The sequence below is a fragment of the Micromonospora sp. NPDC049257 genome (assembly GCF_040678915.1).
GTDB classification, from domain to species: Bacteria; Actinomycetota; Actinomycetes; order Mycobacteriales; family Micromonosporaceae; genus Micromonospora; species Micromonospora antibiotica.
This window is the reverse complement of record NZ_JBFAQU010000003.1, coordinates 308,799-325,834: the sequence shown is the minus strand read 5'-3', so window position 1 is coordinate 325,834 and position 17,036 is coordinate 308,799. Positions and strand designations below refer to the sequence as shown.

The 17,036-nt window shown below is 68.0% G+C and carries 26 protein-coding genes; all 26 read left to right on the top strand.

Translation table 11 applies throughout. The features are described from left to right. Nucleotides 1-57: 57 nt before the first annotated feature. The 26 genes from fusA to map all read left to right on the top strand — a co-directional run bounded on the left by fusA (nucleotide 58) and on the right by map (nucleotide 16,772). Nucleotides 58-2,154 (top strand): elongation factor G, encoded by a 2,097-nt coding sequence (gene fusA, locus AB0K25_RS07725; protein WP_208568208.1) that lies wholly within the window; start codon nucleotides 58-60, stop codon nucleotides 2,152-2,154. A 217-nt stretch (nucleotides 2,155-2,371) separates the two neighbouring features. Continuing rightward, a complete protein-coding gene (gene tuf / locus AB0K25_RS07720; RefSeq protein WP_204924855.1) occupies nucleotides 2,372-3,565 on the top strand; it encodes an elongation factor Tu in 1,194 nt (397 codons plus the stop codon). 353 nt (nucleotides 3,566-3,918) lie between these two features. Further along, nucleotides 3,919-4,227, top strand: a complete 309-nt coding sequence (gene rpsJ / locus AB0K25_RS07715; protein ID WP_007073037.1) for a 30S ribosomal protein S10 — start codon at nucleotides 3,919-3,921, stop codon at nucleotides 4,225-4,227. A gap of 11 nt (nucleotides 4,228-4,238) precedes the next feature. Beyond that, on the top strand, nucleotides 4,239-4,904 hold the full coding sequence (gene rplC, locus AB0K25_RS07710) for a 50S ribosomal protein L3 (protein ID WP_208568207.1): 666 nt from the start codon (nucleotides 4,239-4,241) through the stop codon (nucleotides 4,902-4,904). After that, nucleotides 4,901-5,581, top strand: a complete 681-nt coding sequence (gene rplD / locus AB0K25_RS07705; RefSeq protein WP_208568206.1) for a 50S ribosomal protein L4 — start codon at nucleotides 4,901-4,903, stop codon at nucleotides 5,579-5,581. The genes rplC and rplD overlap by 4 nt, the downstream gene beginning before the upstream one ends. Continuing rightward, nucleotides 5,578-5,880, top strand: coding sequence for a 50S ribosomal protein L23 (gene rplW / locus AB0K25_RS07700; RefSeq protein WP_007465304.1), 303 nt, complete (start codon nucleotides 5,578-5,580; stop codon nucleotides 5,878-5,880). The genes rplD and rplW overlap by 4 nt, the downstream gene beginning before the upstream one ends. Before the next feature lie 12 nt (nucleotides 5,881-5,892). Beyond that, a complete protein-coding gene (gene rplB, locus AB0K25_RS07695) occupies nucleotides 5,893-6,732 on the top strand; it encodes a 50S ribosomal protein L2 (protein WP_091242024.1) in 840 nt (279 codons plus the stop codon). A gap of 12 nt (nucleotides 6,733-6,744) precedes the next feature. After that, nucleotides 6,745-7,026 (top strand): 30S ribosomal protein S19, encoded by a 282-nt coding sequence (gene rpsS, locus AB0K25_RS07690; protein WP_088647003.1) that lies wholly within the window; start codon nucleotides 6,745-6,747, stop codon nucleotides 7,024-7,026. 40 nt (nucleotides 7,027-7,066) lie between these two features. Next, nucleotides 7,067-7,525 (top strand): 50S ribosomal protein L22, encoded by a 459-nt coding sequence (gene rplV, locus AB0K25_RS07685; RefSeq protein ID WP_088647002.1) that lies wholly within the window; start codon nucleotides 7,067-7,069, stop codon nucleotides 7,523-7,525. Further along, complete coding sequence (gene rpsC / locus AB0K25_RS07680) at nucleotides 7,525-8,397, top strand: 30S ribosomal protein S3 (protein ID WP_088647001.1); 873 nt, start codon at nucleotides 7,525-7,527, stop codon at nucleotides 8,395-8,397. Before rplV ends, rpsC begins: the two co-directional genes overlap by 1 nt. Before the next feature lie 3 nt (nucleotides 8,398-8,400). Beyond that, the gene (rplP, locus tag AB0K25_RS07675) at nucleotides 8,401-8,826 is read left to right on the top strand and encodes a 50S ribosomal protein L16 (protein WP_088647000.1); all 426 of its coding nucleotides are present in this window, start codon (nucleotides 8,401-8,403) and stop codon (nucleotides 8,824-8,826) included. Beyond that, nucleotides 8,826-9,062, top strand: coding sequence for a 50S ribosomal protein L29 (rpmC, locus tag AB0K25_RS07670; protein WP_013288628.1), 237 nt, complete (start codon nucleotides 8,826-8,828; stop codon nucleotides 9,060-9,062). The genes rplP and rpmC overlap by 1 nt, the downstream gene beginning before the upstream one ends. Next, the gene (gene rpsQ, locus AB0K25_RS07665) at nucleotides 9,059-9,340 is read left to right on the top strand and encodes a 30S ribosomal protein S17 (protein ID WP_208568205.1); all 282 of its coding nucleotides are present in this window, start codon (nucleotides 9,059-9,061) and stop codon (nucleotides 9,338-9,340) included. Before rpmC ends, rpsQ begins: the two co-directional genes overlap by 4 nt. Nucleotides 9,341-9,441: 101 nt before the next feature. Further along, nucleotides 9,442-9,810: a 50S ribosomal protein L14 gene (gene rplN, locus AB0K25_RS07660; protein ID WP_007073026.1), complete on the top strand. Its 369-nt coding sequence runs from the start codon at nucleotides 9,442-9,444 to the stop codon at nucleotides 9,808-9,810. Further along, entirely contained in the window at nucleotides 9,807-10,127 is a 321-nt protein-coding gene (gene rplX, locus AB0K25_RS07655) for a 50S ribosomal protein L24 (RefSeq protein ID WP_208568204.1), read from the top strand. The genes rplN and rplX overlap by 4 nt, the downstream gene beginning before the upstream one ends. Continuing rightward, nucleotides 10,127-10,696: a 50S ribosomal protein L5 gene (rplE, locus tag AB0K25_RS07650; protein WP_204957695.1), complete on the top strand. Its 570-nt coding sequence runs from the start codon at nucleotides 10,127-10,129 to the stop codon at nucleotides 10,694-10,696. The genes rplX and rplE overlap by 1 nt, the downstream gene beginning before the upstream one ends. A gap of 1 nt (nucleotide 10,697) precedes the next feature. Continuing rightward, the gene (locus AB0K25_RS07645; RefSeq protein ID WP_007073023.1) at nucleotides 10,698-10,883 is read left to right on the top strand and encodes a type Z 30S ribosomal protein S14; all 186 of its coding nucleotides are present in this window, start codon (nucleotides 10,698-10,700) and stop codon (nucleotides 10,881-10,883) included. A gap of 96 nt (nucleotides 10,884-10,979) precedes the next feature. Further along, the gene (rpsH, locus tag AB0K25_RS07640; protein ID WP_067301438.1) at nucleotides 10,980-11,387 is read left to right on the top strand and encodes a 30S ribosomal protein S8; all 408 of its coding nucleotides are present in this window, start codon (nucleotides 10,980-10,982) and stop codon (nucleotides 11,385-11,387) included. 16 nt (nucleotides 11,388-11,403) lie between these two features. Then, nucleotides 11,404-11,946 (top strand): 50S ribosomal protein L6, encoded by a 543-nt coding sequence (gene rplF / locus AB0K25_RS07635; RefSeq protein WP_208568203.1) that lies wholly within the window; start codon nucleotides 11,404-11,406, stop codon nucleotides 11,944-11,946. After that, a complete protein-coding gene (gene rplR / locus AB0K25_RS07630) occupies nucleotides 11,943-12,332 on the top strand; it encodes a 50S ribosomal protein L18 (RefSeq protein ID WP_208568202.1) in 390 nt (129 codons plus the stop codon). The genes rplF and rplR overlap by 4 nt, the downstream gene beginning before the upstream one ends. A 33-nt stretch (nucleotides 12,333-12,365) precedes the next feature. Further along, entirely contained in the window at nucleotides 12,366-12,980 is a 615-nt protein-coding gene (gene rpsE / locus AB0K25_RS07625; protein ID WP_088646996.1) for a 30S ribosomal protein S5, read from the top strand. Beyond that, complete coding sequence (gene rpmD, locus AB0K25_RS07620) at nucleotides 12,980-13,162, top strand: 50S ribosomal protein L30 (RefSeq protein ID WP_067301451.1); 183 nt, start codon at nucleotides 12,980-12,982, stop codon at nucleotides 13,160-13,162. Before rpsE ends, rpmD begins: the two co-directional genes overlap by 1 nt. Next, nucleotides 13,162-13,605, top strand: a complete 444-nt coding sequence (gene rplO / locus AB0K25_RS07615) for a 50S ribosomal protein L15 (RefSeq protein ID WP_088646994.1) — start codon at nucleotides 13,162-13,164, stop codon at nucleotides 13,603-13,605. The genes rpmD and rplO overlap by 1 nt, the downstream gene beginning before the upstream one ends. A gap of 235 nt (nucleotides 13,606-13,840) precedes the next feature. After that, nucleotides 13,841-15,169: a preprotein translocase subunit SecY gene (secY, locus tag AB0K25_RS07610; protein WP_208568320.1), complete on the top strand. Its 1,329-nt coding sequence runs from the start codon at nucleotides 13,841-13,843 to the stop codon at nucleotides 15,167-15,169. After that, nucleotides 15,170-15,823, top strand: a complete 654-nt coding sequence (locus AB0K25_RS07605; RefSeq protein ID WP_091241987.1) for an adenylate kinase — start codon at nucleotides 15,170-15,172, stop codon at nucleotides 15,821-15,823. Nucleotides 15,824-15,920: 97 nt separating this feature from the next. Beyond that, nucleotides 15,921-16,772, top strand: a complete 852-nt coding sequence (map, locus tag AB0K25_RS07600) for a type I methionyl aminopeptidase (RefSeq protein ID WP_357537865.1) — start codon at nucleotides 15,921-15,923, stop codon at nucleotides 16,770-16,772. The last annotated feature ends 264 nt before the right edge of the window (nucleotides 16,773-17,036 follow it).

The window sequence follows — 17,036 nt, the reverse complement described above, 5'->3', positions numbered from 1 at the left end:
GGACCGGCGCCGGAACCGCCATCGGTCGAGTCGAGACGACGATAAGTAGGGATTGAAGTGGCCGCCGCAGACGCGCTCGCCAACGTACGCAACATCGGCATCATGGCGCACATCGATGCCGGTAAGACCACGACCACCGAGCGGATCCTGTTCTACACCGGTATCACCTACAAGATCGGTGAGGTCCACGAGGGCGCTGCCGTCATGGACTGGATGGAGCAGGAGCAGGAGCGTGGCATCACGATCACCTCCGCTGCCACCAAGTGTGAGTGGAAGGGCCACACGATCCAGATCATCGACACGCCTGGTCACGTCGACTTCACGGTCGAGGTCGAGCGGTCGCTGCGGGTGCTGGATGGTGCGGTCGCGGTCTACGACGGCGTGGCCGGCGTGGAGCCGCAGACGGAGAACGTCTGGCGGCAGGCCGACAAGTACCACGTCCCGCGGATGTGCTTCGTCAACAAGCTCGACCGTACGGGCGCGGACTTCTTCCGCTGCGTGCAGATGATGATCGACCGGCTCAACGCCACCCCGCTGGTGCTCCAGATCCCGATCGGGCTCGAGGGCGACCACATCGGTGTCGTCGACCTGATCGGCATGCGCGCCCTCACCTGGCGCGGGGAGACCCAGAAGGGTGAGGACTACGCGATCGAGGAGATCCCGGCCGACCTGGCCGACTCCGCGGCCGAATGGCGCGAGAAGCTGATGGAGACCCTGGCCGACGTCGACGACGCGGTGATGGAGAAGTACCTGGAGGGCGAGGAGATCTCCGTCGAGGAGATCAAGGCCGCCATCCGGCGGGCCACCATCGCCAGCAAGGCCAACCCGGTGCTGTGCGGCTCGGCGTTCAAGAACAAGGGCGTGCAGCCCATGCTCGACGCCGTGGTCGACTTCCTGCCGTCGCCGCTGGACGTCCCGGCGATCGAGGGTACGGCCACCGACGGCGAGACCCCGATGGTGCGTAAGCCGTCGAAGAACGAGCCGTTCTCCGGTCTGGCCTTCAAGATCCAGACGGACAAGCACCTCGGCAAGCTCACCTACGTCCGGGTCTACTCCGGCCTGCTCGAGTCCGGCTCCCAGGTGGTCAACTCCACCAAGGACCGCAAGGAGCGGATCGGCAAGATCTACCAGATGCACGCCAACAAGCGGGAAGAGCGTCCGTCGGCGCAGGCCGGCGACATCATCGCGGTGCAGGGTCTCAAGCAGACCACCACCGGCGACACGCTCTCCGACCCGGCGAACCCGGTGATCCTGGAGTCGATGACCTTCCCGGAGCCGGTCATCTCGGTGGCGATCGAGCCGAAGACCAAGTCCGACCAGGAGAAGCTCGGCACCGCGATCCAGCGGCTGGCCGAGGAGGACCCGACCTTCCGGGTCCGGCTCGACGAGGAGACCGGCCAGACGGTCATCTCCGGCATGGGCGAGCTGCACCTGGACATCCTGGTCGACCGGATGCGTCGCGAGTTCAACGTCGAGGCCAACGTCGGCAAGCCGCAGGTGGCCTACCGCGAGACCATCCGCCGCAAGGTGGAGAAGGTCGAGTACACGCACAAGAAGCAGACCGGTGGCTCCGGCCAGTACGCCCGCGTCATCGTGAGCATCGAGCCGCTGCCGCTGGACAACGAGTCGCCGACCTACGAGTTCGCCAACGCGGTCAGCGGTGGTCGTATCCCGCGGGAGTTCATCCCGTCGGTCGACGCCGGTGCGCAGGACGCCATGCAGTACGGCATCCTCGCGGGCTTCCCGCTGGTCGGCGTCAAGCTGACCCTGCTGGACGGCCAGTACCACGAGGTCGACTCGTCGGAAATGGCATTCAAGATCGCCGGCTCGATGGTGATGAAGGACGCGGCCCGCAAGGCCGACCCGGCATTGCTCGAGCCGATGATGGCCGTTGAGGTCACCACTCCTGAGGAGAACATGGGTGACGTCATCGGCGACCTCAACTCCCGCCGCGGCATCATCCAGGCGATGGAGGAGCGCAGTGGCGCCCGCATCGTGAGGGCCCTGGTGCCGTTGTCGGAGATGTTCGGCTACGTCGGCGACCTGCGGTCGAAGACCCAGGGCCGGGCTAGCTACAGCATGCAGTTCGACTCCTACGCCGAGGTTCCGCAGAGCGTGGCGAAGGAGATCATCGCCAAGGCGACGGGTGAGTGACGCTCATCCGCTGCTGATCCGGTGAGTCGGGGCAGGTCGCGGGCGGGAATCCCGTCCGCGACCACCTCGGTCGGGTTGGATGAATCCGGGCCTGTAGGCTTCATCGCCGCAGAACCCACCAAGCTCTCCGGCCGCAGGCCGGAAAGGCTGTCGACAGAGTCCTAAGCGCCGTCCGGCGCGCCGGGGCGCGAACCAAGAAGTCCACAGGAGGACACCAGTGGCGAAGGCTAAGTTCGAGCGGACTAAGCCGCACGTCAACATCGGCACCATTGGTCACATCGACCACGGTAAGACGACGCTGACGGCGGCCATCACCAAGGTCCTGCACGACCAGTACCCGGACCTCAACCCGTACACGCCGTTCGACGAGATCGACAAGGCGCCGGAGGAGAAGGCCCGCGGTATCACGATCTCGATCGCACACGTCGAGTACCAGACCGAGGCGCGGCACTACGCGCACGTCGACTGCCCCGGGCACGCCGACTACATCAAGAACATGATCACCGGTGCCGCGCAGATGGACGGCGCGATCCTGGTGGTCGCGGCGACCGACGGCCCGATGCCGCAGACCCGCGAGCACGTGCTGCTGGCCCGTCAGGTCGGTGTGCCGTACATCGTCGTGGCGCTCAACAAGAGCGACATGGTCGACGACGAGGAGCTCCTGGAGCTCGTCGAGCTCGAGGTCCGCGAGCTGCTGTCGGCGCAGGAGTACCCGGGTGACGACCTGCCGGTCGTCCGGGTCTCGGCGCTGAAGGCCCTCGAGGGTGACCCCGAGTGGACCGGTCGCCTGCTGGAGCTGATGAACGCGGTCGACACCGCGATCCCGCAGCCCGAGCGTGAGACCGAGAAGCCGTTCCTGATGCCGATCGAGGACGTCTTCACGATCACCGGTCGTGGCACGGTCGTCACCGGTCGCGCCGAGCGCGGCATCCTCAAGCCGAACGAGGAGGTGGAGATCGTCGGCATCCGCGAGAAGTCGCAGAAGACGGTCTGCACCGGCATCGAGATGTTCCGCAAGCTGCTCGACGAGGCCCGCGCGGGCGAGAACGTCGGTCTGCTGCTGCGTGGCATCAAGCGCGAGGACGTCGAGCGCGGCATGGTGGTCGTCAAGCCGGGCACCAGCACCCCGCACACGGAGTTCGAGGCGACGGTCTACATCCTCTCCAAGGAGGAGGGCGGCCGGCACACCCCGTTCTTCCAGAACTACCGTCCGCAGTTCTACTTCCGGACCACGGACGTCACCGGTGTCGTCACCCTCCCCGAGGGCACCGAGATGGTCATGCCGGGCGACAACACCACGATGGCCGTGAAGCTCATCCAGCCCATCGCGATGGAGGACAACCTCAAGTTCGCGATCCGCGAGGGTGGTCGTACGGTCGGCGCGGGTCGCGTCACCAAGATCATCAAGTGAACTAGGTAACCCCGATTAGCGTTGCCGCCGGTCGTGCGGCATACTGGTCAGGTTGCGTAACGACGGTTAGTCGCCCGTGTCCGGCGTAAGTTGGACCTCCGGGACACTGACAATCGCGCGTAGGGTGGTTGATCGCCCCTGGCGGTCAACCACCCTCGCACGGCGTCCAGATCGCTGTGATGCGATCGGCGTCCAGACCCACCGGGTGACCAGATAGCTGCTCCGGAGACCCGGGGCGGAGCCTGGTCCGAGGGCGCGACACGCCCGACCGCGGGGGTCGGCGAAGCGGTCCTGTGCCAGCCGGTACAGGCACCCGCAACACAGCGGCATCGAGAGAAGGAACAGAAGCCACCATGGCGGGACAGAAGATCCGCATCCGGCTCAAGGCCTATGACCACGAGGTCGTCGACTCCTCGGCGCGGAAGATCGTCGAGACGGTGACGCGCACCGGGGCGCAGGTCGCGGGCCCGGTGCCGCTGCCCACGGAGATCAACCGTTTCTGCGTCATCCGCTCGCCGCACAAGTACAAGGACTCGCGCGAGCACTTCGAGATGCGTACGCACAAGCGGCTGATCGACATCATCGACCCGACCCCGAAGACGGTCGACTCGCTCATGCGCCTCGACCTGCCGGCTGGCGTCGACATCGAGATCAAGCTGTAGGGACCGGACAAATGGACAGGCAAGTCAAGGGGATCCTGGGCGCCAAGCTCGGTATGACCCAGGTCTGGGACAACAACAAGGTTGTGCCCGTGACCGTGGTTCAGGCCGGCCCGTGCGTCGTCAGCCAGGTGCGTAGCGCCGAGAAGGACGGTTACTCCGCGGTCCAGCTCGCCTACGGCACGATCGACCCGCGTAAGGCCAAGAAGCCGCTCGCCGGGCACTACGCCAAGGCGGACGTGGCGCCGCGCCGGCACATCGTCGAGCTGCGCACCTCGAACGCCGCGGACTACTCGCTGGGCCAGGAGGTCACGGTCGAGGAGTTCCCGGTCGGCGTGACCATCGACGTCACCGGCAAGACCAAGGGCAAGGGCTACGCCGGCCCGATGAAGCGGCACGGCTTCCACGGCCTGCGCGCCAGCCACGGTGTCGAGCGCAAGCACCGCTCGCCGGGCTCCATCGGCGCCTGCGCGACCCCGGGTCGCGTCTTCAAGGGCACCCGGATGGCGGGCCGGATGGGTGGCGTGCGCTACACCGTCCAGAACCTGACCGTCCAGGCGGTCGACACCGAGAACAACCTCCTGCTCGTCCGTGGTGCCATCCCCGGCCCCAAGGGCGCGCTGGTCCTGGTCCGCACCGCGGCCAAGACGAAGGTGAAGAAGGGCGGTGTGGCCAAGTGACCACCGTTGACGTCCGCAACGCCGAAGGCGCCACGAGCGGCTCCGTCGAGCTGCCCGCCGACATCTTCGACGTCCAGGCCAACATCGCGCTGATGCACCAGGTCGTGGTGGCTCAGCTCGCGGCGGCCCGGCAGGGCACCCACAAGGTCAAGACCCGCGGCGAGGTCGCCGGTGGCGGCAAGAAGCCGTACAAGCAGAAGGGCACCGGTCGGGCCCGGCAGGGCTCGATCCGCGCGCCGCAGTTCGCCGGCGGTGGCGTGGTCCACGGCCCGACGCCGCGCGACTACAGCCAGCGGACCCCGAAGAAGATGAAGGCCGCCGCCCTGCGTGGCGCCCTCTCCGACCGGGCCCGCGCCGGCCAGGTGCACGTCGTCGAGGCGTTCGTCTCGGGCGAGAAGCCGTCGACCAAGGCGGCCCTGGCGACGCTGGCCAAGCTGACCGAGGCCCGTCGGGTCCTGGTCGTGCTGAGCAGCACCGACGAGCTGAACTGGGTGTCGCTGCGCAACGAGCCGCGGGTGCACCTGATCGAGTCCGGCCAGCTCAACACGTACGACGTGCTGGTGGCCGACGACGTGGTCTTCACCAAGGACGCCCTGGACGAGTTCCTGGGCGTGCCCGCGGAGGACGGCCCTGCGGCCGAGTCCGCCGCCGAGACCACCGAGGAGGGTGGCAAGTGAGCACGATCGCCGACCCGCGGGACATCATCGTCGCGCCGGTCGTCTCGGAGAAGAGCTACAGCGAGCTGAACCGGAACTGGTACACCTTCCTGGTGCACCCGGACGCGAACAAGACCGAGATCAAGATCGCTATCCAGCAGATCTTCAACGTCCGCGTCCTGACGGTCAACACGCTCAACCGCCAGGGCAAGCGCAAGCGCACCAAGACCGGCTTCGGTCAGCGCAAGGCGACCAAGCGGGCGATCGTGAAGCTGGCTGACGGTGACCGTATCGAGGCCTTCGGCGGCCCGGTCAGCTGAGGGGTGTAGACAATGGCTATCCGTAAGTACAAGCCGACGACGCCGGGCCGACGCGGCTCCAGCGTCGCCGACTTCGCCGAGATCACCCGGTCCACGCCGGAGAAGTCCCTGCTGGCTCCGCTGCCCAAGAAGGGTGGCCGCAACGCCCACGGCCGGATCACCACCCGGCACCACGGCGGCGGTCACAAGCGGCAGTACCGCCTGATCGACTTCAAGCGGGTCGACAAGGACGGCGTGCCGGCGAAGGTCGCGCACATCGAGTACGACCCGAACCGCACCGCGCGCATCGCGCTGCTGCACTACGCCGACGGCGAGAAGCGCTACATCCTCGCGCCGAAGGACATGAAGCAGGGCGACCGGGTCGAGTCCGGTCCGGGCGCCGACATCAAGCCGGGCAACAACCTGCCGCTGCGCAACATCCCGGTGGGTACCACCATCCACAACGTGGAGCTGCGTCCGGGCGGCGGCGCCAAGCTGGCCCGTTCGGCCGGCGTCGGCATCCAGCTGCTCGGCCGGGAGGGCGTCTACGCGACCCTCCGGATGCCGTCCGGTGAAATCCGGCGGGTCGACGTGCGCTGCCGCGCCAGCATCGGCGAGATCGGCAACGCCGACCAGTCGAACATCAACTGGGGCAAGGCCGGCCGGATGCGCTGGAAGGGCAAGCGCCCGACCGTCCGTGGTGTCGCGATGAACCCGGTCGACCACCCGCACGGTGGTGGTGAGGGTAAGACCTCCGGTGGTCGTCACCCGGTGAACCCGCAGGGTAAGCCCGAGGGCCGCACCCGTCGTAAGGGCCAGCCGAGCGACCGGCTGATCGTCCGCCGCCGCTACGCCACGCGTAAGCGCGGCTGAGGGAGATAGAGCATGCCTCGCAGCCTGAAGAAGGGCCCGTTCATCGACGACCACCTGCTCAAGAAGGTGGAGACGCAGAACGACAAGGGCTCGAAGAACGTCATCAAGACCTGGTCGCGCCGCTCGACGATCATCCCCGAGATGCTCGGGCACACGATCGCCGTGCACGACGGACGCAAGCACGTCCCGGTGTTCGTGACCGAGGCCATGGTCGGGCACAAGCTCGGCGAGTTCGCGCTGACCCGCACGTTCAAGGGTCACGAGAAGGACGACCGGAAGAGCCGCCGGCGCTGACGCCGCGGGCATACGGATAGAGGAACAAGGGGTTACAGCGATGCCAGGAAAGGGCGACGCTCCGGTGCTTCCGGGCGCGCGGGCGGTTGCGCGACACGTGCGCATCTCGCCGATGAAGGCGCGCCGGGTGGTCAACCTCGTCCGCGGCCTGCCCGCGAAGGAGGCGCTCACGGTGCTGCAGTTCGCGCCGCAGGCGGCGAGTGAGCAGGTGTACAAGGTGCTCGCGAGCGCGATCGCCAACGCGGAGAACAACGAGCGGCTGGACCCCGACGCGCTGCTCGTCAGCGAGGCGTTCGTCGACGAGGGCCCGACGATGAAGCGGTTCCGGCCGCGGGCGCAGGGCCGGGCGTACCGGATCCGCAAGCGCACCTGCCACATCACCGTGGCGGTCGAGGCGGTCGCGCCGGCCGCGCCGAAGAAGTCCGCGGCGAAGAAGGCGGCACCGGCGCAGCAGGCCGAGCCCGCGGCGACCGAAAGTAAGACGGAGGGTGCCGAGTAATGGGTCAGAAGGTTCACCCCACTGGATTCCGGCTCGGCATCTCGACCGACTGGAAGTCCCGCTGGTTCGCGGACAAGCTCTACAAGGACTACATCGGCGAGGACGTCAAGATCCGCCGGATGATGTCCAAGGGGCTCGAGCGCGCCGGCATCTCCAAGGTCGACATCGAGCGCACCCGGGACCGCGTCCGGGTCGACATCCACACCGCCCGGCCGGGCATCGTCATCGGCCGTAAGGGTGCGGAGGCCGACCGGATCCGCGGCGAGCTGGAGAAGCTCACCGGCAAGCAGGTGCAGCTGAACATCATCGAGGTGAAGAACCCCGAGTCGGACGCGCAGCTGGTCGCCCAGGGTGTCGCCGAGCAGCTCTCCAGCCGGGTCAGCTTCCGTCGGGCCATGCGCAAGTCGATGCAGTCGGCGATGAAGAACCCCGTCTGCAAGGGCATCCGGGTGCAGGTCTCGGGCCGCCTCGGTGGCGCCGAGATGAGCCGCACGGAGTTCTACCGCGAGGGTCGGGTCCCGCTGCACACGCTGCGGGCCAACATCGAGTACGGCTTCTTCGAGGCCCGTACCACCTTCGGCCGGATCGGCGTGAAGGTCTGGATCTACAAGGGCGACGCCGTCCCGGGCCGGGAGGCCCCGGCCGAGGCCGGTCCGTCCCGCCCGCGTCGTGGTGAGCGTGGCGACCGGCCCGAGCGGCCGCGTCGTGGCCGGTCGGGTTCGTCCGGTACGACCGCCGGCGGTACCGAGGCCGGCCGGGCTGCCGCGACCACCATCGCGCAGCAGGCCGAGACGCCGAGTGGCGAGCCCGTCGACAGTTCCGCTGTCGCCGCGGCCGCCACCCAGCCGGCAGAAACGCAGCAGGAGGGCTGACAGATGCTGATGCCGCGCAAGCCCCCGAAGGGCTTCCGCAAGCCGCACCACCCGGACCGCCACGGCGCGTCCAAGGGCGGTAACCGGGTGGTGTTCGGCGAGTTCGGGATCCAGGCTCTCGAGCCGGCGTACGTGACGAACCGGCAGATCGAGTCGGCACGTATCGCCATGACCCGGCACATCAAGCGTGGTGGCAAGGTCTGGATCACGGTCTTCCCGGACCAGGCCCTCACCAAGAAGCCGGCCGAGACCCGGATGGGTTCCGGTAAGGGCTCGCCCGAGTGGTGGGTCGCGAATGTCAAGCCGGGGCGGGTGCTCTTCGAGATGTCCTTCCCCAACGAGCAGATCGCGCGAGAGGCGATGCGTCGCGCGATCCACAAGCTCCCGATGAAGTGCCGCATTGTTACGCGCGAAGTGGGTGAATCCTGATGGCAGCGGGCGTCAAGCCTTCCGAGCTGCGTGAGCTCTCCGAGGAGGAGCTGGTCACGAAGCTGCGCGAGGCCAAGGCGGAGCTGTTCAACCTCCGCGTGCAGGCCGCCACCGGTCAGCTGGACAACAACCGGCGGTTGCAGGTCATCCGTCGGGAGATCGCCCGGATCTACACGATCATGCGTGAGCGCGAGCTGGGTCTCTCGGCCGCGCCGACTGAGGTGACTGCATCATGAGCGAGACCGAGAACACCACCGCCGACGTACGGGCCCGCCGTAAGGTTCGTGAGGGCCTGGTGGTCAGCGACAAGATGGACAAGACCGTCGTGGTCGAGGTCGAGGACCGCGTCAAGCACGCGTTGTACGGCAAGATCATGCGTCGTACCCGCAAGCTGAAGGTGCACGACGAGCCGAACGCCGCCGGCATCGGCGACCGGGTCCTGATCATGGAGACCCGGCCGCTGTCCGCCACCAAGCGTTGGCGCATCGTGGAGATCCTCGAGAAGGCCAAGTAGCGAAGGCTCGAGCTCGGCCGGTTTCGGTCGGGCGCAGGTTCCGCCAGGCTCCGGCCGCCCTCGACGGGCGGCCGGAGAACCGGCAGACATAGGAGATAGACGTGATTCAGCAGGAGTCGCGACTGCGCGTCGCCGACAACACGGGTGCCCGGGAGATCCTGTGCATCCGGGTTCTCGGTGGCTCCGGTCGGCGCTACGCGAGCATCGGCGACGTCATCGTGGCCACCGTCAAGGACGCGATCCCGGGTGCCGGTGTGAAGAAGGGCGACGTCGTCAAGGCCGTCGTCGTCCGCACCGCCAAGGAGAAGCGGCGGCCGGACGGCTCGTACATCCGTTTCGACGAGAACGCCGCCGTCATCATCAAGGACGGCGGGGACCCGCGCGGGACCCGTATCTTCGGCCCGGTGGGTCGTGAGCTGCGGGACAAGCGGTTCATGAAGATCATTTCCCTCGCGCCGGAGGTGTTGTGACCGTGAAGGTCAAGAAGGGCGACACGGTCATCGTCATCGCCGGCAAGGACAAGGGTGCCAAGGGCAAGGTCATCGCGGCCTACCCACGGCAGGACAAGGTCCTCGTCGAAGGCGTGAACCGGGTCAAGAAGCACACCCGTATCAGCACCACCCAGCGTGGCGCCAAGACCGGTGGCATCGTCACCCAGGAGGCCCCGATCCACGTCTCGAACGTGCAGGTCCTGGACTCCGACGGGAAGCCGACCCGGGTCGGTTACCGCTTCGACGACAACGGCCAGAAGGTCCGCATCGCGCGTAGCACCGGTAAGGACCTGTGATGACCACGGCTACCGAAACCAAGACCCTGCCGCGCCTCAAGGAGCGGTACCGCAACGAGATCGTGGCCAAGCTGCAGGAGCAGCACAACTTCGGCAACCCCATGCAGGTGCCGCGGTTGGTCAAGATCGTCGTCAACATGGGCGTCGGCGAGGCCGCCCGCGACGCCAAGCTGATCGACGGCGCCGTGCGCGACCTGGCCACGATCACCGGCCAGAAGCCGCAGGTGCGGCGGGCCACCAAGTCGATCGCGCAGTTCAAGCTGCGTGAGGGCATGCCGATCGGCGCGAAGGTGACCCTGCGCGGCGACCGGATGTGGGAGTTCCTGGACCGACTGCTGTCGATCGCGCTGCCGCGTATCCGTGACTTCCGCGGCCTCGACGGACGCAAGCTGGACGGGCACGGCAACTACACGTTCGGCCTGACCGAGCAGTCGGTGTTCCACGAGATCGACCAGGACCGGATCGATCGCCAGCGGGGCATGGACATCACGGTGGTCACGACCGCCACGACCGACGACGAGGGCCGGGCGCTGCTCAAGCTCCTGGGCTTCCCGTTCAAGGAGAACTGAGATGGCCAAGAAGGCGCTGATCCTCAAGGCCGCCGCGAAGCCGAAGTTCTCGGTTCGCGCGTACACCCGCTGCCAGCGGTGCGGGCGTCCGAAGGCGGTCTACCGCAAGTTCGGTCTCTGCCGGGTGTGCATCCGGGAGATGGCCCACCGCGGTGAGCTGCCCGGCGTGTCCAAGGCTTCCTGGTAATAGCCCGGCGCGCTTCGCGCGTCAGCTGAACTGTCTCTTCGCCGTAGGCCCCGGGCCGTGCCCGGGGAACCCCGGCGAGAAAGGTTGACGAATTTCATGACGATGACCGACCCGATCGCAGACATGCTCACGCGTCTGCGTAACGCCAACCAGGCGTACCACGACCGGGTGACGATGCCCTACTCGAAGATCAAGGCGAACATCGCCGAGGTCCTCAAGGCCGAGGGTTACATCGCCACCTGGTTGGTCGAGGAGCCCGAAGAGGGTGCCGTCGGCAAGCGACTGGTCGTCGAGCTGAAGTACGGCCAGAACCGGGAGCGGAGCCTGGCCGGCATCAAGCGCGTGTCCAAGCCCGGTCTCCGGGTGTACGCCAAGTCGGACGGGCTCCCGCGGGTGCTCGGCGGGCTGGGCGTGGCGATCATTTCGACGTCCCAGGGGCTGCTCACCGACCGGCAGGCCCGCAAGCGGAGCGTTGGCGGGGAAGTCCTCGCCTTCGTCTGGTAACGGGAGACAGGTAGAAATGTCGCGTATTGGACGTAAGTCGATCCCGGTGCCTTCCGGCGTCGACATCACGATCGAGGGCCAGACCGTCAAGGTCAAGGGCCCCAAGGGCGAGCTGTCGCACACGCTCGCCGAGCCGATCAAGGCGGAGCGGGGCGAGGACGGCCAGTTGCACGTCAACCGGCCGAACGACGAGCGCAAGGCCAAGGAACTGCACGGCCTGAGCCGTACCCTGGTCGCCAACATGATCGTCGGCGTGACCGAGGGCTACCGCAAGAGCCTGGAGATCGCCGGCACCGGTTACCGGGTCACGGCCAAGGGCAAGGACCTCGAGTTCGCGCTCGGGTTCTCGCACCCGGTGCTGGTCCCCGCGCCGGACGGCATCACCTTCACGGTGGAGCGGCCGACCCTGTTCCACGTGGCCGGCATCGACAAGCAGCAGGTCGGTGAGGTCGCCGCCAACATCCGGAAGATCCGCCCGCCGGAGCCCTACAAGGGCAAGGGCGTCAAGTACCAGGGCGAGGTCATCCGCCGCAAGGCCGGAAAGGCAGGTAAGAAGTGAGCGCCACGCTGCTCAAGCGCCGCCGCGGCGTCGCCGCCAAGCGCGCCGTCGGCCGTGCGCGTCGACACTTCCGGGTCCGCAAGAACGTCAGCGGCACCGCCGAGCGTCCCCGCCTGGTGGTCACCCGCTCCCTGCGGCACATCGTCGCCCAGATCGTCGACGACACCAAGGGTCACACCCTGGCGTCGGCCTCGACCCTGGACGCGTCGCTGCGCGGTACGGACGGCGACAAGAGCGCCCTGGCCGGCAAGGTCGGCGGTCTGCTCGCCGAGCGGGCCAAGGCGGCCGGTGTGTCCAAGGTCGTCTTCGACCGCGGTGGCAACCGGTACGCGGGGCGGGTCGCCGCGCTTGCCGACGCCGCCCGCGAAGCCGGGCTCGAGTTCTAGAAACCCCGTCACGAGAGATAAGGAAGGCTGCTGATGCCAGGTCAACAGCGCCGTGGCGGCGGGTCCGGTGGCAACGAGGGTGGTCGCCGCGACAACCGCCGTGAGGGCGGCCGCGGAAACGCGCCCGTCGAGAAGACCCCGCACCTCGAGCGGGTCGTCGCGATCAACCGCGTCGCCAAGGTCGTGAAGGGTGGTCGTCGCTTCAGCTTCACCGCCCTGGTGATCGTGGGCGACGGCGACGGCACGGTCGGCGTGGGCTACGGGAAGGCCAAGGAGGTGCCCGCGGCGATCGCCAAGGGCGTCGAGGAGGCCAAGAAGCACTTCTTCAAGGTGCCGCGGATCGGTCAGTCGATCCCGCACCCGATCCAGGGTGAGGCCGCGGCCGGCGTCGTGCTGCTCAAGCCGGCGTCCGCCGGTACCGGAGTCATCGCCGGTGGCCCGGTGCGTGCCGTGCTGGAGTGCGCGGGCATCCACGACGTGCTCTCCAAGAGCCTCGGCTCGTCCAACCCCATCAACATCGTGCACGCCACGGTGGCGGCGCTGAAGGGGCTCGAGTCCCCGGAGGCCGTCGCGGCCCGTCGTGGCCTGCCGGTCGAGGACGTCGCGCCGGCCGCCATGCTGGCGTCGCGGGCGGGGGTGGCGTCCTGATGGCACGCCTGAAGGTCACCCAGCTCCGGTCCGCGATCGGGCGTAAGCAGAACCAGCGGCACTCGCTGCGTTCGCTCGGCCTGAAGCGGATCAACGACGTGGTGGTCAAGGAGGACCGTCCCGAGATTCGGGGCATGATCTTCGCGGTCAGCCACCTCGTGAAGGTCGAGGAGGTCGAGTAATGACGATCAAGGTTCACCACCTGCGTCCGGCCCCGGGCGCCAAGACCGCGAAGACCCGGGTGGGTCGCGGTGAGGGCTCCAAGGGCAAGACCGCCGGTCGCGGCACCAAGGGCTCCAAGGCCCGTAAGAACATCTCGGCGGCGTTCGAGGGTGGGCAGATGCCCATCCACATGCGCCTGCCGAAGATGAAGGGCTTCAAGAACAAGTTCAAGGTCGTCTTCCAGGTGGTCAACCTGGACCGGCTCGCCGAACTGTTCCCCAACGGCGGCCAGGTCGGCCCGCTGGAGCTGGTCGAGGCCGGCGCGGTCCGCAAGGGCCACCCGGTCAAGATCCTCGGCACCGGCGATCTCGGCGGGGTGACCCTCCAGGTGTCGGCGCAGGCGTTCAGCGCGTCGGCCAAGGAGAAGATCACCGCCGCCGGCGGCTCGGTCACCGAGCTGTAGGACAGGCAAACCAGGGCGCCCGCTCAGTTCTCCGTAACTGGGCGGGCGCCCTGGTCTCCCCGGAGCCTGTGCGCCGGGTAACATCGGATTCGGTTTATGTAGCCGGGCACACCTGCCCGGAGCGGGATCGGGCTGTTAGAGTCCCTTCCCAGCCATGGATATCGGGCACTCGCCCGGCACCCACCCCGACCCGCCAGGGACCACCACCGGGCGGCCCGCGCGCAGGAGGAAGAAGTTGCTGTCCGCCTTTCTCAGTGCGTTCCGTACGCCTGACCTGCGCAAGAAGCTGCTGTTCACAGTAGGCATCATCGCGGTCTACCGGCTCGGCGCCACTCTGCCCAGCCCCGGCGTCTCGTACGGCAACGTGCAGAAGTGTCTCGACAGTCTGCAGGGCCAGAACACGGGCGTGCTCAACCTGCTCGACCTGTTCTCCGGCGGCGCGCTGTTGCAGCTCTCGGTCTTCGCGCTGGGCATCATGCCCTACATCACCGCGTCGATCATCCTGCAACTGCTGACAGTGGTCATCCCCCGGCTGGAGCAGCTCCGCAAGGAGGGCCAGGCCGGCCAGGCGAAGATCACCCAGTACACCCGCTACCTGACCCTCGGCCTGGGCATCCTCCAGTCGTCGGCGTTCGTGGCGCTGGCCCGTTCCGGCCAGCTGTTCCAGAACCGCTGCGACCAGTTCCCGATCGTGCCCGAGGGCACCGGCATCCCGGACTGGCTGACCCTCAGCATCCTGGTCATGACGATGACCGCCGGCACCGGCATGGTGATGTGGCTCGGCGAGCTGATCACCGACCGGGGCGTCGGCAACGGCATGTCCGTCCTGATCTTCACCTCGATCGCGGCCCGGCTCCCCAGCGAGGGCTGGAAGATCAAGACCAACGAGGGCTGGGGCAAGTTCGCCCTGGTGCTCGCCCTGGTCCTGGTGGTCATCACCGCGGTCTGCTTCATCGAGCAGGCGCAGCGCCGCATCCCGGTGCAGTACGCCAAGCGGATGATCGGCCGGCGGATGTACGGCGGCACCTCCACCTACATCCCGCTCAAGGTGAACCAGGCCGGTGTCATCCCGGTCATCTTCGCCTCGTCGCTGCTCTACCTGCCGCAGCTGGCGCTCCAGTTCTTCGACCAGACCGACCCGGGGAAGACCCAGGCCTGGATCCAGAACAACATCGTGCAGGCCGACGCGCCGCTGCACATCGTGATCTACTTCCTGCTGATCATCTTCTTCACGTACTTCTACGTCTCGATCACGTTCAACCCGACCGAGGTCGCGGACAACATGAAGAAGTACGGCGGCTTCGTGCCGGGCATCCGCCCCGGCAAGCCGACCGCCGACTACCTCGACTTCATCCTCAGCCGGATCACCCTGCCGGGCGCGCTCTACCTGGGCATCGTGGCGGTCCTGCCGAACTTCTTCTTCATCTGGCTGAACAGCCAGCAGTTCCAGAACTTCCCGTTCGGCGGCACCGCTGTGCTCATCATGGTCGGCGTCGGTCTGGAGACCGTGAAGCAGATCGAGAGCCAACTCATGCAGCGGAACTACGAAGGGTTCCTGCGGTAGATGCGACTCGTTCTGGTTGGCCCGCCGGGCGCGGGCAAGGGCACACAGGCGGAGTTCATCGCCGCACACCTCTCGGTGCCGAAGATCTCCACCGGTGACATCTTCCGGGCCAACGTCTCCCAGGGGACGCCCCTGGGGGTCGAGGCGAAGCGGTACATGGACGCGGGCAAGCTGGTTCCGGACGAGGTGACCATCAACATGGTCCGGGACCGGCTCGCCGAGCCGGACGCCTCCGAGGGTTTCCTGCTCGACGGCTTCCCGCGCACCACGCCGCAGGCCGCCGCGCTGGACAAGCTCCTCGCCGACCTGGGCACCGCCCTGGATCTGGTGCTGGAGCTGGTGGTCGACGACGACGAGGTGATCCGGCGGCTCTCCGGTCGGCGCACCTGCCGGGGTTGCGGCAAGATCTGGCACGTCGAGTTCGACGCCACCACCAAGGACGGCATCTGCGACCGGTGCGGCGCCGAGCTGTTCCAGCGCGACGACGACAAGCCGGAGACCATCGCGGCCCGCCTGCGGGAGTACGCCGACAAGACCGCGCCGCTGGTCGACTACTACGGCGCCCAGAACAAGCTGGTCGGGATCGACGCGACCGGCCCGGTGGAGGACGTCACCGTCCGGGCCATCGACGCGCTGCGCTCGTACGGCGGCTGACCGCCCGCCGCAGCCCGGCGGATAGAGTGCGAACAGCGGGGTACGCCACGTACCCCGCTGTTGCGCTGTGTAATCGGCAACGAAAGGTGACTGCTCCATGCGCCGTGCCCAGCTGGACATCCAGCTGAAGACCCCTGACCAGATTCAGAAGATGCGCGCCGCCGGCCTGGTGGTCGCCGAGGCCCTGCGTCGGATGAGCGCGGCAGTCGCCCCCGGGGTCAGTACGGCCGACCTCGACGCGATCGCCGAGGCGACCATCCGGGAGGCGGGCGCGGTCCCCTCGTTCAAGGGCTACCACGGCTTTCCCGCCTCGATCTGCTCGTCGGTCAACGAGCAGGTGGTGCACGCGATCCCGGCAGCGGACCAGTTGCTCCGGGAGGGCGACCTGATCTCGATCGACTGCGGCGCGGTGCTGGACGGCTGGCACGGCGACGCGGCGGTCACCGTCGGGGTGGGCGAGGTCGACCCGGCGCTGCTGAAGATGGCGTCGGTCGCTGAGGACGCCATGTGGGCCGGGATCGCCGCCGCCGCCCGGGGTGCCGCGAACGGCCGGGGCCGGCTCACCGACATCTCGCACGCCGTCGAGACCGCGGTCCGTCGGGGTGGCCGGTACGGCATCGTCGAGGGCTACGGCGGCCACGGCATCGGCACCGAGATGCACCAGGACCCGCACGTGCTCAACCACGGCCGCCCCGGCAAGGGTCCCCGGCTGGTGCCGGGCATGGCGTTGGCGATCGAGCCGATGATCACGATGGGTTCCCCACGTACCGTCGAGTTGTCCGATGGGTGGACGGTGGTCACCCGGGACCGGTCGATGGCGGTGCACGTCGAGCACTCGATGGCGCTGCTGGAGGACGGGGTCTGGGTGCTGACCGCGTTCGACGGCGGACGGGCGCGGCTCGGCGACCTGGTGACCGCCCGGCAGCCTGCCGATTCCCCGGCCACCTGACCGGTCATCAGGCCTCTCTGCCCTGCGGCTCTCTGCCCTGCGGGCCCCTGAGTAGGGCCCGCTGAGGAGCGTCCGGGCCCGCCCCCTGCCGGGCGCTGGCAGCCTCGTCCGCGCCCCCTCGTCGCCGACCCGGTCGGGGCGTGTCCGGATGGGGATGTCCGGCAGGGGGCGGTGCCGAGCTGTGCTCGTCTCGGCGGTTCACGCCGCCGTGGTCCGTCTACGGAGGGCAGCTGCCGAACCAGGGGTCACACCGCCGCTGTCGTC

Coding starts and splice junctions, on each gene's coding strand:
- rpsE (WP_088646996.1), top strand. CDS start 12,366: ATGCCAGGTCAACAGCGCCGTGGCGGCGGGTCCGGTGGCAACGAGGGT.
- rpmC (WP_013288628.1), top strand. CDS start 8,826: ATGGCAGCGGGCGTCAAGCCTTCCGAGCTGCGTGAGCTCTCCGAGGAG.
- rplC (WP_208568207.1), top strand. CDS start 4,239: ATGGACAGGCAAGTCAAGGGGATCCTGGGCGCCAAGCTCGGTATGACC.
- rplV (WP_088647002.1), top strand. CDS start 7,067: ATGCCAGGAAAGGGCGACGCTCCGGTGCTTCCGGGCGCGCGGGCGGTT.
- rpsH (WP_067301438.1), top strand. CDS start 10,980: ATGACGATGACCGACCCGATCGCAGACATGCTCACGCGTCTGCGTAAC.
- AB0K25_RS07645 (WP_007073023.1), top strand. CDS start 10,698: ATGGCCAAGAAGGCGCTGATCCTCAAGGCCGCCGCGAAGCCGAAGTTC.
- rpmD (WP_067301451.1), top strand. CDS start 12,980: ATGGCACGCCTGAAGGTCACCCAGCTCCGGTCCGCGATCGGGCGTAAG.
- map (WP_357537865.1), top strand. CDS start 15,921: ATGCGCCGTGCCCAGCTGGACATCCAGCTGAAGACCCCTGACCAGATT.
- rpsS (WP_088647003.1), top strand. CDS start 6,745: ATGCCTCGCAGCCTGAAGAAGGGCCCGTTCATCGACGACCACCTGCTC.
- rpsC (WP_088647001.1), top strand. CDS start 7,525: ATGGGTCAGAAGGTTCACCCCACTGGATTCCGGCTCGGCATCTCGACC.
- rpsQ (WP_208568205.1), top strand. CDS start 9,059: ATGAGCGAGACCGAGAACACCACCGCCGACGTACGGGCCCGCCGTAAG.
- rpsJ (WP_007073037.1), top strand. CDS start 3,919: ATGGCGGGACAGAAGATCCGCATCCGGCTCAAGGCCTATGACCACGAG.
- rplB (WP_091242024.1), top strand. CDS start 5,893: ATGGCTATCCGTAAGTACAAGCCGACGACGCCGGGCCGACGCGGCTCC.
- rplE (WP_204957695.1), top strand. CDS start 10,127: ATGACCACGGCTACCGAAACCAAGACCCTGCCGCGCCTCAAGGAGCGG.
- AB0K25_RS07605 (WP_091241987.1), top strand. CDS start 15,170: ATGCGACTCGTTCTGGTTGGCCCGCCGGGCGCGGGCAAGGGCACACAG.
- rplO (WP_088646994.1), top strand. CDS start 13,162: ATGACGATCAAGGTTCACCACCTGCGTCCGGCCCCGGGCGCCAAGACC.
- rplF (WP_208568203.1), top strand. CDS start 11,404: ATGTCGCGTATTGGACGTAAGTCGATCCCGGTGCCTTCCGGCGTCGAC.
- rplP (WP_088647000.1), top strand. CDS start 8,401: ATGCTGATGCCGCGCAAGCCCCCGAAGGGCTTCCGCAAGCCGCACCAC.